The following is a 12,764-nucleotide window of genomic DNA, read 5'->3' as shown; positions in this document are numbered from 1 at the left end:
GACATGCCCGATCGTGCCAATGTTGCAGTGCGGCTTGTTCCGCTCAAACTTAGCTTTCGCCATCGTCTTCGTCCCCGATCGGGTGTCGTTACCAGCGGTAGTGGCTGAAGGCCTTGTTGGCTTCGGCCATCCGGTGCGTGTCTTCGCGCTTCTTCACGGCCGAGCCGCGGTTGTTCGCCGCGTCCATCAGCTCGGAGGAGAGGCGCTCTTCCATCGTGTGCTCGCCGCGCTTGCGGGCGGACTCGATGAGCCAGCGGATGGCCAGCGCCTGGCGGCGCTCCGGGCGCACCTCGACGGGCACCTGGTAGGTGGCACCACCGACGCGGCGCGAGCGGACCTCGACGGCCGGCTTCACATTGTCCATCGCCTCATGGAACAGGCGCAGGGGGTCGCTGTTCGGACCGCCGCGGCGCTTCAGGGTGTCCATGGCGGCGTAGACGATACGCTCGGCCGTGCTCTTCTTGCCGTCATACATCAGCACGTTCATGAAACGGCTGAGGACGAGATCGCCGAACTTCGGATCCGGCAGGACTTCGCGCTTCTCGGCGCTATGGCGACGCGACATCGCTCTCTATCCCTTACTTCGGCCGCTTCGCGCCGTACAGCGAACGGCGCTTGCGACGCTTGGCGATGCCCTGCGTGTCGAGCACGCCGCGCAGGATGTGATAGCGCACGCCGGGAAGGTCCTTCACGCGCCCGCCGCGGATCAGCACCACCGAGTGCTCCTGCAGGTTGTGACCTTCACCCGGGATGTAGCTCACCACTTCCATCCCGTTCACCAGGCGCACCTTGGCGACCTTACGGAGAGCCGAGTTCGGCTTCTTCGGAGTGGTGGTGTACACGCGCGTGCAGACGCCGCGCTTCTGCGGGCAGCCCTGCAGCGCCGGAACCTTGTTACGGCTCGGCTTGGGCTCACGCCCGTTGGCGATGAGCTGGTTGATCGTCGGCATGACGCCCCTTCGTGCCCTTTTTCGAACGCCCAGGCCCCTTGCAAGCAAGAGCGCCCGACCGGGCGGCGCTTCCGCGCCACCCCATCGGGCTTGTCCCGCCCCGGCCTCAGCACCCGGAATGGGTGCGGCGCCGGCTGCTCAGAACCTGTCGTCCAGAACTCCGCAGGTCATGCCCATATGGCGAGCATAACCCCGTCGAGGGCGCGGAAACTACGCGCCGACCCCCCATGAGTCAAGCGCGCCGCACCCCCTGACCAAAGAATCCGCCCCCGCAATGGAGGCGTCTCCCATGCAAAAAGACCGGGGACTCCCGGCCCGCCTTCCAGAGAGGGGAAGGCACCGTGAAACGCGCGGTTTCACGGCAGCGGCGGCCGGGCCGGGGATCCCTCCCCGCCCCGGCCGCCGCGGATCACTCCGCGGCCTCGGCGCCCGGCTTGGGCAGCGCGCCCTGGCCGGTCAGCCGCTGGCCGTCGCGCTGCGCGGCCAGCGCCCGCAGCCGGTTCATCACCGAGCCCGTGCCCGCCGGGATCAGGCGACCCACGATCACGTTCTCCTTCAGGCCCGCCAGGTAGTCGACCTTGCCGGCCACCGCCGCCTCGGTCAGCACCCGCGTCGTCTCCTGGAAGGAGGCGGCCGAGATGAAGCTGGTGGTCTGCAGCGAGGCCTTGGTGATGCCCTGCAGCACCGGCTCGGCGCGCGCCGGGCGCTCCTTGCGGGCGAGCAGCTTCTCGTTCTCCATCTCGAACTCGATGCGCTCGACCGTCTCGCCCACCAGGAAGGTGGTGTCGCCCGGATCCAGGATTTCCACCTTCTGCAGCATCTGGCGGACGATCACCTCGATATGCTTATCGTTGATCTTCACGCCCTGCAGTCGATAGACGTCCTGGATCTCGTTCACCAGGTAGTTCGCCAGCGCCTCGACGCCCAGCACCCGCAGGATGTCGTGCGGCACGCGCGGACCGTCGACGAGCGGGTCGCCGGCCTTCACATAGTCGCCTTCCTGCACCGAGACGTGCTTGCCCTTCGGCACCAGGTACTCGCGCGGCACGGGCGGCTCGTCGCCGACCTGCTCCGGCACCACCAGGATGCGGCGCTTGGCCTTGTAGTCCTTGCCGAACTCCACGCGCCCGTCGATCTCGCTGATGATCGCGTGGTCCTTCGGACGGCGCGCCTCGAACAGCTCGGCCACACGCGGCAGACCGCCGGTGATGTCGCGGGTCTTCGAGGATTCGCGCGGCAGGCGGGCCACCACGTCACCGGCCTGGACCGAGGCGCCGTTGTCCACCGACAGGATCGAGTCGGGGGACAGGAAGTAGCGGGCCTCGGCGCCATTCGCCAGGCGGACGATGTTGCCCTTCTCGTCCTTCAGGATGATGCGCGGACGCAGGTCGGCGCCCTTGGCGGCCTGCTTGTAGTCCACCACCACCTTGGAGGAGAGGCCGGTCACCTCGTCCTGCCGCTCGACCAGCGTCACGCCCTCGATCAGGTCGGCATATTCGACGGTGCCGCCCTTCTCGGTGATGATCGGCAGGGTGAACGGGTCCCACTCCGCCAGCTTCTGGCCGCGGGTGACGGCCAGGCCGTCCTCCTGCACCAGCAGCTTGGCGCCGTAGGGCACGCGGTAGCGGGCGCGCTCGCGGCCATTGGCGTCGTTCAGCACGATCTCGCAGTTGCGCGCCATCACGATGGCCGCACCCTGGCTGTTCGCCACGACGTTGCGGTTCAGCACCACCACCGTGCCGTCGCCGGTGGCTTCCACCGCCGACTGCTCGGCGCCGCGGGTCGCGGCACCACCGATGTGGAAGGTGCGCATCGTCAGCTGCGTGCCCGGCTCGCCGATCGACTGCGCGGCGATGACACCCACCGCCTCGCCGATGTTCACCGGCGTGCCGCGGGCCAGGTCACGGCCATAGCAATGGCCGCAGACGCCGGAGCGCGCGTCGCAGGTCAGCACCGAGCGGATATAGACCTCCTCGACGCCGGCCTTCTCGATCCGCTCCGCCTCGGGCTCCTGGATCAGCGTGTTGCGCGGATAGAGCAGCTCGCCCGAGGTCGGGTCGAAGATGTCGCGCTGCACGGTGCGGCCCAGGATCCGCTCGGAGAGCGAGGAGACCACCTCGCCGCCATCCATCACGGCGCGCACGGTGATGCCGCGCTCGGTGCCGCAATCGACCTCGACGATGATGCAGTCCTGCGCCACGTCGACCAGGCGGCGGGTCAGGTAGCCGGAGTTCGCGGTCTTCAGCGCGGTGTCGGCCAGGCCCTTGCGGGCGCCGTGGGTCGAGTTGAAGTACTCGAGGACCGACAGGCCTTCCTTGAAGTTCGCGATGATCGGCTGCTCGATGATCTCGCCCGAGGGCTTGGCCATCAGGCCGCGCATGCCGGCCAGCTGGCGCATCTGCGCCGGCGAGCCACGCGCACCGGAATGCGACATCATCCACACGCTGTTGATCGGCTTGCCGACCTCCTGGCGCGAGATCTCCTTCATCATCGCGCCGGCCACCTCGTCGGTGCAGCGCGACCAGGCGTCGACCACCTTGTTGTAGCGCTCGCCCGCGGTGATCAGGCCGTCGAGGTACTGCTGCTCGAACTCCTTCACCTCGGCCTTGGTGCGCGCGATCAGCCCTTCCTTCTCGTCGGGGATGACCATGTCATCCTTGCCGAAGGAGATGCCGGCCTTGGCCGCCTGGCGGAAGCCCAGCGCCATCAGGCGGTCGGCGAAGATCACCGACTCCTTCTGGCCGCAATGGCGGTACACCGCGTCCATGACGTCCGAGATGGACTTCTTGGTCAGCTGGCGGTTCACCAGCGCATAGGGCGTGCGCGGGTCGCGCGGCAGCAGGGCGCCCATCATCATGCGGCCGGCGGTGGTCAGCACCGTCTCCTGCCGCTTGGCGTTCTCCGCCGTCGGCGCCGGCACGCGCGCCATCACCGCCGTGTGCAGGGTGATGCTGCCGGCGGCCAGCGCCTGCTCCACCTCGCCCAGATCGCCGAAGACATGCGGGCGGTGCTCCAGCGCCGCCTTCTCGGCGTCGCTGAGGTCCTTGCCGCCCTTCTGCTCGGCGGCGCGGATCAGCGCGCGCTTCTCCTCCAGCTCCTTCGCGGCGACGCGGAATTCCGGCGTCTCCAGCGACAGGTAGTAGAGGCCGAGCACGATGTCCTGGGACGGCACGATGATCGGCTTGCCGTTGGCGGGGCTGAGGATGTTGTTGGTCGACATCATCAGCACGCGCGCTTCCAGCTGGGCCTCGAGGCTCAGCGGGACGTGCACGGCCATCTGGTCGCCGTCGAAGTCGGCGTTGAAGGCGGTGCAGACCAGCGGGTGCAGCTGGATCGCCTTGCCCTCGACCAGCACCGGCTCGAAGGCCTGGATGCCCAGGCGGTGCAGCGTCGGCGCCCGGTTCAGCATCACCGGGTGCTCGCGGATCACCTCCTCGAGGATGTCCCACACCTCGGGACGCTCCTTCTCCACCATCCGCTTGGCGGCCTTGATGGTGGTGGCGTGGCCGTACTTCTCGAGCTTCGAGTAGATGAAGGGCTTGAACAGCTCCAGCGCCATCTTCTTCGGCAGGCCGCACTGGTGCAGCTTCATCTCCGGCCCGACGACGATGACGGAACGGCCCGAATAGTCGACGCGCTTGCCGAGCAGGTTCTGGCGGAACCGGCCCTGCTTGCCCTTCAGCATGTCGGAGAGCGACTTCAGCGGGCGCTTGTTGGCGCCCGTGATCGCCCGGCCGCGGCGGCCATTGTCGAACAGCGCGTCCACCGACTCCTGCAGCATGCGCTTCTCGTTGCGCACGATGATGTCGGGGGCGCGCAGCTCGATCAGCCGCTTCAGGCGGTTGTTGCGGTTGATGACGCGGCGGTAGAGGTCGTTCAGGTCCGAGGTCGCGAAGCGGCCACCATCCAGCGGCACCAGCGGGCGCAGCTCGGGCGGGATCACCGGCACGACGTCGAGGATCATCCATTCGGGGCGGGCACCGCCCTCCTTGAACGACTCGATCATCTTCAGGCGCTTGACGTACTTCTTGCGCTTGGCCTCGGAGGTCGTCTCCTTCAGGTCGGCGCGCAGCTGCGCGCTCTCCTTGTCGAGATCGATCGCGGCCAGCATCTGCTTCACCGCCTCGGCGCCGATGCCGACGGAGAAGGCGTCCTCGCCGAACTCATCCTGCTTGGAGACGAACTGCTCCTCGGTCAGCAGCTGGTGCAGCTTCAGGTCGGTCAGACCCGGCTCCAGCACCACATACGACTCGAAGTACAGGATCTTCTCCAGCTCCTTCAGCGACATGTCGACCATCAGGCCGACGCGCGAAGGCAGCGACTTCATGAACCAGATGTGGGCGACGGGGCTGGCCAGCTCGATATGGCCCATGCGCTCGCGCCGGACCTTGGCCAGCGTCACCTCGACGCCGCACTTCTCGCAGATGATGCCGCGGAACTTCATCCGCTTGTACTTGCCGCACAGGCACTCATAGTCCTTGATCGGACCGAAGATGCGCGCGCAGAACAGCCCGTCCCGCTCCGGCTTGAAGGTGCGGTAGTTGATCGTCTCGGGCTTCTTGATCTCGCCATAGGACCAGGAGCGGATCTGCTCCGGGCTCGCGATGGTGATCTTGATCTGATCGAACGTCATCGCCTGGCCGGTCTGGCCCAGGATCTTCATCAGCTCGTTCATGCGGCCGTCCTCTCAAGGTGAGGCCGCCGCGCCGGGGTCACCCCGGCGCGGCTGAGCAAAAAAACTCGGGTCTGGCGAGGCGAGAGGTTCACGCCGCGCGGTTCTCCAGGTCCACATTCAGGCCCAGCGACTTCAGCTCCTTCACCAGCACGTTGAAGGATTCCGGAATGCCGGCCTCGAAGCTGTCCTGGTCGCGCACGATGGCCTCGTACACCTTGGTGCGGCCGGACACGTCGTCCGACTTCACCGTCAGCATCTCCTGCAGGGTGTAGGCGGCGCCATAGGCTTCCAGCGCCCAGACCTCCATCTCGCCGAAGCGCTGGCCACCGAACTGCGCCTTACCACCCAGCGGCTGCTGCGTGACGAGCGAGTAGGGGCCGATGGAGCGGGCGTGGATCTTGTCGTCCACCAGGTGGTGCAGCTTCAGCATGTAGATGTAGCCGACCGTCACCTTGCGCTCGAAATACTCGCCCGTGCGGCCATCGATCAGGCGGCTCTGGCCGGAGGTGTCGAGCCCCGCCTTGTCCAGCATCCGCTCGATGTCCGACATGCGGGCACCGTCGAAGACCGGCGTCGCGATCGGCACGCCCTTGCGCAGATTCTCGCCCAGCTCGATCAGCTGGTCCTCGGACATGTCCTCGATGTCGCGGCCATAGATCTCGTCGCCATAGACATCGCGGAGCTTCTCGAGCAGCGCCTCGCGGGCGGCACCCGCGCGGCGGTAATCCTCGACCAGCTCGCCGATGGACTTGCCGATATTGGCGCAGGCCCAGCCCAGATGCGTCTCCAGGATCTGACCCACATTCATGCGCGAGGGCACGCCCAGCGGGTTCAGCACCAGATCGACCGAGGTGCCATCCTCCAGGAACGGCATGTCCTCGACCGGCACGACGCGGGAGACGACACCCTTGTTGCCGTGGCGGCCGGCCATCTTGTCGCCGGGCTGCAGCTTGCGCTTCACCGCGATGAAGACCTTGACCATCTTCATCACGCCGGGCGGCAGCTCGTCGCCGCGCTGCAGCTTCTCGACCTTGGACTCGAAGCGCTTCTGCAGCTTCTCGACCGCGGCGTCGAATTCGCGCTTCAGCGCCTCGATCTCGACCATCACGGCGTCGTCCTGCACGCCGATCTGGCGCCAGGTGGCGCGGGCGAACTGGTCCAGCACCTCGTCATTGATCAGGGTGCCGGCCTTGACGCCCTTGAACCCGCCCGAGGCCTTCTGGTTCAGCAGCTTCTCCCGCAGGCGCGAGTGGAAGCTGCGCTCCTGGATGGCCTTCTCGTCGTCGCGGTCCTTGGCGAGCCGCTCGATCTCGGCGCGGTCGATCGCCATGGCGCGCTCGTCCTTGTCGACGCCGCGGCGGTTGAACACGCGCACATCGACCACCGTGCCCGTCGTGCCCGGGGGCAGGCGCAGCGAGGTGTCGCGGACGTCGGAGGCCTTCTCGCCGAAGATGGCGCGCAGCAGCTTTTCTTCGGGTGTCATCGGGCTTTCGCCCTTGGGGGTGACCTTACCCACAAGGATGTCGCCCGGGTTCACCTCGGCGCCAACGTAAACAATGCCGGCCTCGTCGAGATTCCGCAGGGCTTCCTCACCCACATTCGGAATATCGCGGGTGATCTCTTCCTGGCCCAGCTTGGTGTCGCGGGCCATCACCTCGAATTCCTCGATATGGATCGAGGTGAAGACGTCATCCTTGGCGATGCGCTCGCTGATGAGGATGGAGTCCTCGAAGTTGTAGCCATTCCACGGCATGAAGGCGACGAGCACGTTGCGGCCCAGCGCCAGCTCGCCCAGCTCGGTGGAGGGGCCGTCGGCGATGATGTCGCCCGGCGCCACCTGGTCGCCCACCTTCACCAGCGGGCGCTGGTTGATGCAGGTCGACTGGTTGGAGCGCTGGAACTTGCGCAGCCGGTAGATGTCGACGCCCCGGGTGGTGCCGTCTTCCTCATTCGTCGCGCGCACGACGATGCGGGCACCGTCGATGCTGTCCACCACGCCGCCGCGCCGCGCCACGATGGTCGCGCCCGAGTCACGGGCCACGGCGGATTCCATGCCGGTGCCGACCAGCGGCGCGTCGGAGCGGACCAGCGGCACCGCCTGACGCATCATGTTGGAGCCCATCAGCGCGCGGTTGGCGTCGTCGTTCTCCAGGAACGGGATCAGCGCCGCGGCGACGGAGACCAGCTGCTTGGGCGAGACGTCGATCGCCGTCACCTCTTCCGGCTTCACCAGCCGGAAGTCACCGCCCTGGCGGACGGAGACGAGGTCGGAGAGGAACTCGCCGCTCTCGGCATTCACCTCGGCATCGGCCTGGGCGACGACCAGCTTCTCCTCCTCCATGGCGGAGAGGTAGCGCGGCTCGCCGACGATCTTGCCGTCCTTCACCAGGCGGTACGGCGTCTCGATGAAGCCGTACTTGTTCACCTTGGCGAAGGTGGCGAGGCTGTTGATCAGGCCGATATTCGGGCCTTCCGGCGTCTCGATCGGGCAGATGCGGCCATAATGCGTCGGGTGCACGTCGCGCACCTCGAAGCCGGCGCGCTCGCGCGTCAGACCGCCCGGACCCAGCGCCGAGAGGCGGCGCTTGTGCGTCACTTCCGACAGCGGATTGGTCTGGTCCATGAACTGCGACAGCTGCGAGGAGCCGAAGAACTCGCGCACCGCGGCGGCGGCCGGCTTCGCGTTGATCAGGTCATGCGGCATGACGGTGTCGATATCGACCGACCCCATGCGCTCCTTGATCGCGCGCTCCATGCGCAGCAGGCCGACGCGGTACTGGTTCTCCATCAGCTCGCCGACCGAACGCACGCGGCGGTTGCCGAGATTGTCGATGTCGTCGATCTGGCCCTTGCCGTCCTTCAGCTCGAGCAGGGTGCGGACCGTCGCGATGATGTCCTGCTTGCGCAGCACGCGGATGTGGTCCGGCACCTCGTCCAGGGTGAAGCCCAGGCGCATGTTCATCTTGACGCGGCCGACCGTGGAGAGGTCGTAGCGCTCGGCGTCGAAGAACAGGCCGCGGAACAGCGCCTCGGCGGTCTCCGGCGTCGGCGGCTCGCCCGGGCGCATCACCCGGTAGATGTCCATCAGCGCCTCGTCCCGGCTGCCATTCTTGTCGACGGCCAGGGTGTTGCGCAGCCAGGGGCCGACCGTCTGGTCGATCGCCAGCGTCGGCAGGGCGTCGATGCCGGCCTGCTCGATGGCGGCCAGCTTCGGCTCGGTCAGCTCGTCGCCGGCCTCGGCCCAGATCTCGCCGGTGGTCAGGTCGACCAGATCCTCGGCCACGTAGCGGCCGAGCAGATCGGCGCGGCCGACCAGCACCTCCTTGGTGCCGGCCTCGGCGATCTTGCGGGCCAGGCGCGGCGTCAGCTTGGTGTCGCGCTCGGCGACGACCTCGCCGGTCGCGGCATCGACCAGGTTCTCGATCAGCTTGACGCCGCGGAAGGCGTCGGGCTCGAAGGGACGGCTCCACCCCTTCGGGCCGCGGCTGAACACCACCTGGCCGTAGAAGGTGTTGAGGATCTCCTCGGCGTCCATGCCGCGGACCTCGCCCGGCTCCAGCGCGGCGCCGCGCTCGGCGCGCAGCGCCTCGGTGCGGGCCGATTCCAGGGCGTAGAGCAGCGTCGTGGCGGGCAGCTTGCGCTTCCGGTCAACACGAACGTAGCAGATGTCCTTGGCGTCGAACTCGAAGTCGAGCCAGGAGCCGCGATAGGGGATGACGCGCGCGGCGAACAGGTACTTGCCGCTGCTGTGCGTCTTGCCCTTGTCGTGGTCGAAGAACACGCCCGGCGAGCGGTGCATCTGCGAGACGATGACGCGCTCGGTGCCGTTGATGATGAAGGTGCCGTTGTCCGTCATGAGCGGCATGTCGCCCATGTAGACATCCTGCTCCTTGATGTCGCGGACGGAGCGGGAGCCGGTGTCCTCGTCCACGTCCCAGACGATCAGGCGCAGGCGCACCTTCAGCGGGGCGGCAAAGGTCAGCCCGCGCTGGATGCACTCTTCCACGTCATATTTCGGCTCTTCGAGCTCGTACTGGACGAACTCCAGGCGGCCCCGCCCGGCGAAATCGTCGATCGGGAAGACCGACTTGAACACTTCCTGAAGCCCGGTGTTCGTCCGCGCGTCTGGGTCCACCCCCATCTGCAGGAAGGCCTCGTAGGAGGCGCGCTGCACATCGATGAGGTTCGGCATCGGTGCCACCTCGGGCAGCCGCCCGAAAGACTTCCGGATGCGCTTCCGCCCGGTGAACGACTTCGTGATCGCGTTCATGCCCGTCCTGCTTCCCTTCGCTCCGGCCCAACCGCCCCGGCCGGCGGGTACCTCTTATCGCGCGCGGCGGTGTGCCCGCCGGCAACGCAGTCGCGGGCAGGGACCCGAGGGGATCCCCGCCCGTTTCGCTGTGCGTCGTATCGCGCTCAGCCCAGCCCGGCGGCCGGCGCCCCGGAAGGGGCGCCAGGCTGCCGGAAGGACCTCACTTGACCTCGACCTTGGCGCCGTTCTCTTCGAGGACCTTCTTGATCTTCTCGGCCTCGTCCTTGGAGACGCCTTCCTTCACGGTCTTCGGCGCGCCCTCGACCAGATCCTTGGCCTCCTTCAGGCCCAGGCCGGTGATGGTGCGGATTTCCTTGATCACGTTGATCTTCTTGTCGCCGGAGTTCGCCAGGATGACGGTGAACTCGGTCTGCTCCTCGGCGGCCGGGGCGGCAGCGCCACCAGCGGCGGGGGCAGCGGCAACGGCCACGGGAGCAGCGGCGGACACGCCCCACTTCTCCTCGAGCAGCTTCGACAGCTCGGCGGCTTCCAGAACGGTCAGGCTGGACAGCTCGTCAACCAGCTTCGCGAGATCGGCCATGGTTTTCTATCCTTCGATGTAATCGCTTGGCGTGATGAATGCAATCCCCGGCTGGCGGAGTGCGGCCAGCCCAGGGTCTTCCGCGATAGGCGCCTGTTAGGCCGCCTCGTCCTTCTTGGCGTAAGCCGCCAGCACGCGCGCCACCTGACCACCGGGCGCCTGAAGCACGCCGGCGATACGCGTCGCAGGGGTCTGGATGAGACCCAGCAGCTTCGCGCGCAGGATTTCGAGCGAGGGCAGCGAGGCCAGCGACTTGACGCCATCGGCGTCCAGCATCTGGGTCCCGAGCGCCCCGCCCAGGATGACGAACTTGTCGTTACCCTTGGCGAACTCCACGGCGGTCTTCGCCACGGCCACCGGATCCGTCGACCACGCGAGCGCGGTCGGACCCTTCAGCAGCGGCGAGATGCCCTGGAAGCGGGTGCCGTCGAGGGCGAGGGTGGCCAGCCGGTTCTTCGCGACCTTATACGTCGCGCCCGCCGCCCGCATCTGGCGCCGCAGATTCGAAACATCCGCGACCGTCATGCCCTTGTTCTGGGCGACGAGCACGAAATTCGTCTCGGCGAACACCGTTGCGAGGGAGGCAACGAACGCACGCTTCTCCGTACGATCCAACTCCCGTCTCCACACGGTGGCCGGCGCCTTGTGGAAGGGCTCCGGCCGGTTCACACGGGGGCACGTCCGGATGGACGCACCCCGGTTCGCCTGTCTGAGTCTGCGGAAGACCAAGCATCACGCCGCGCCGCGCGAGGGCGGCGGCGGCCTGCATCTCTCGGCATCCCCATCTCACGCCTGCGGGGCGGCTGCCCCCTTAAGGCCCGCGCTCGGGCCACATGCGCTCTCGGACAGGTGTCAGGGAGGGGGCGAACCCCTTCCCTTGCCCGCGCTCACCCCCGAGGGGGCGGCGCGTATCTCGTCACTCCCGGCTCAGGCCGAGAGGGTGGTCACGTCCACCTTGAGCCCGGGGCCCATGGAGGAGGACACGGCGACCTTCTTCACATAGGTGCCCTTGGCGCCGGTCGGCTTGGCGCGCTGGATCGCCTCGATGAAGGCGCGCGCGTTCTCGACCAGCTGCTCGGCGGTGAAGGAGGCCTTGCCGATGCCGGCATGCACGATGCCGGCCTTCTCGGCGCGGAACTCCACCTGGCCGGCCTTGGCCGCCGCGATGGCGCCCTTGACGTCCATGGTGACGGTGCCGAGCTTCGGGTTCGGCATCAGGCCGCGCGGGCCCAGGATCTTACCCAGGCGGCCGACCAAGCCCATCATGTCCGGGGTCGCGATGCAGCGGTCGAACTCGATCTTGCCTTCCTGCACCAGCGCGGCCAGGTCGTCGGCGCCGACCACATCGGCCCCGGCGGCCTTGGCCTCCTCGGCCTTCGGGCCGCGGGCGAAGACGCCCACGCGGACGGTCTTGCCGGTGCCGTGCGGCAGGCCGACCAGGCCGCGGACCATCTGGTCGGCGTGGCGCGGGTCGATGCCGAGGTTCATCGAGATCTCGACGGTCTCGTCGAACTTCGCCTTGGCATTGGCCTTGGCGGTCGCGATCGCCTCGGTCAGCGGGTGCAGCTGGTCACGGTCGAGACCGGCATACAGGCCCTTGAGACGCTTGCCCTGCTTGGCCATGGATCAGCCCTCCACCACGGACATGCCCATCGAGCGGGCGGAACCGGCCAGCATGCGCACGGCGGCCTCGACGTCGTTGGCGTTCATGTCCTTCATCTTCACCTGCGCGATCTCGCGCAGCTGCGACTTGGTCAGACGGCCGATCACGCCACCCTTGCCCGGCGTCTGGCTGCCCTTCTCGAGCTTGGCCGCCTTCAGCAGGAAATAGGTGTTCGGGGGCGTCTTGGTGATGAAGGAGAAGGTGCGGTCCGAATACGCGGTAATGACGACCGGCGTCGGGGTGCCGGGCTCCATCTGCTGCGTCGCCGCGTTGAATTCCTTCACGAACTGCATGATGTTCAGGCCGCGCTGACCCAGCGCGGGGCCGACCGGCGGCGACGGGTTCGCCTTGCCGGCCGGGATCTGCAGCTTGATGTAGCCGACGATCTTCTTAGCCATGATACGTCCTCTGTGTGCAGAGGCGCGCGGTGCTGTCGGCCCTGGCCGGGCCTCCCGCGTCCCTGACGAAAACGCCGCAACCTTCCGTGCGCGCAACATCGCGCGCCCAGGAGGATCACGGCGGAGGCGGGCCTATACAGGTCCAGCCGGCGAGAGTCCAGACGCCTCTGAACCCCGCCGCGCGCATGGCTGGCCCGCCGCCCCGCCCTGGTGCGGGCGCGGCGG

The 12,764-nt window shown here is 67.6% G+C and carries 8 protein-coding genes; all 8 read right to left on the bottom strand.

The genetic code is table 11. The features are described from left to right. Positions 1-88: 88 nt before the first annotated feature. The gene (gene rpsG, locus HMPREF0731_RS11975) at positions 89-565 is read right to left on the bottom strand and encodes a 30S ribosomal protein S7 (protein ID WP_007004400.1); all 477 of its coding nucleotides are present in this window, start codon (positions 563-565) and stop codon (positions 89-91) included. Between the two features lie 13 nt (positions 566-578). Beyond that, positions 579-950, bottom strand: a complete 372-nt coding sequence (gene rpsL / locus HMPREF0731_RS11970; protein WP_007004399.1) for a 30S ribosomal protein S12 — start codon at positions 948-950, stop codon at positions 579-581. 409 nt (positions 951-1,359) lie between these two features. Continuing rightward, entirely contained in the window at positions 1,360-5,625 is a 4,266-nt protein-coding gene (gene rpoC / locus HMPREF0731_RS11965) for a DNA-directed RNA polymerase subunit beta' (protein WP_007004398.1), read from the bottom strand. 88 nt (positions 5,626-5,713) lie between these two features. Beyond that, the gene (gene rpoB, locus HMPREF0731_RS11960) at positions 5,714-9,895 is read right to left on the bottom strand and encodes a DNA-directed RNA polymerase subunit beta (RefSeq protein WP_007004397.1); all 4,182 of its coding nucleotides are present in this window, start codon (positions 9,893-9,895) and stop codon (positions 5,714-5,716) included. A 202-nt stretch (positions 9,896-10,097) separates the two neighbouring features. Further along, positions 10,098-10,478: a 50S ribosomal protein L7/L12 gene (rplL, locus tag HMPREF0731_RS11955; RefSeq protein WP_007004395.1), complete on the bottom strand. Its 381-nt coding sequence runs from the start codon at positions 10,476-10,478 to the stop codon at positions 10,098-10,100. Between the two features lie 96 nt (positions 10,479-10,574). Further along, positions 10,575-11,093 carry a 50S ribosomal protein L10 gene (rplJ, locus tag HMPREF0731_RS11950; protein WP_040613068.1) on the bottom strand — a complete coding sequence of 173 codons (519 nt, stop codon included), beginning with the start codon at positions 11,091-11,093 and terminating at the stop codon, positions 10,575-10,577. 312 nt (positions 11,094-11,405) lie between these two features. Next, positions 11,406-12,101: a 50S ribosomal protein L1 gene (rplA, locus tag HMPREF0731_RS11945; RefSeq protein WP_007004393.1), complete on the bottom strand. Its 696-nt coding sequence runs from the start codon at positions 12,099-12,101 to the stop codon at positions 11,406-11,408. 3 nt (positions 12,102-12,104) lie between these two features. Next, a complete protein-coding gene (gene rplK / locus HMPREF0731_RS11940) occupies positions 12,105-12,539 on the bottom strand; it encodes a 50S ribosomal protein L11 (protein WP_007004392.1) in 435 nt (144 codons plus the stop codon). Positions 12,540-12,764 lie beyond the last annotated feature (225 nt).

This window comes from Pseudoroseomonas cervicalis ATCC 49957, from assembly GCF_000164635.1.
GTDB lineage: Bacteria > Pseudomonadota > Alphaproteobacteria > Acetobacterales > Acetobacteraceae > Pseudoroseomonas > Pseudoroseomonas cervicalis.
The sequence above is the reverse complement of the archived record's forward strand: the minus strand, read 5'-3'. Positions and strand labels throughout refer to the sequence as shown.

Excerpts from the sequence above, each read along its gene's own strand:
- rpsL (WP_007004399.1), bottom strand. The coding sequence starts at position 950 with ATGCCGACGATCAACCAGCTCATCGCCAACGGGCGTGAGCCCAAGCCG.
- rplL (WP_007004395.1), bottom strand. The coding sequence starts at position 10,478 with ATGGCCGATCTCGCGAAGCTGGTTGACGAGCTGTCCAGCCTGACCGTT.
- rpsG (WP_007004400.1), bottom strand. The coding sequence starts at position 565 with ATGTCGCGTCGCCATAGCGCCGAGAAGCGCGAAGTCCTGCCGGATCCG.
- rpoB (WP_007004397.1), bottom strand. The coding sequence starts at position 9,895 with ATGAACGCGATCACGAAGTCGTTCACCGGGCGGAAGCGCATCCGGAAG.
- rpoC (WP_007004398.1), bottom strand. The coding sequence starts at position 5,625 with ATGAACGAGCTGATGAAGATCCTGGGCCAGACCGGCCAGGCGATGACG.
- rplK (WP_007004392.1), bottom strand. The coding sequence starts at position 12,539 with ATGGCTAAGAAGATCGTCGGCTACATCAAGCTGCAGATCCCGGCCGGC.
- rplA (WP_007004393.1), bottom strand. The coding sequence starts at position 12,101 with ATGGCCAAGCAGGGCAAGCGTCTCAAGGGCCTGTATGCCGGTCTCGAC.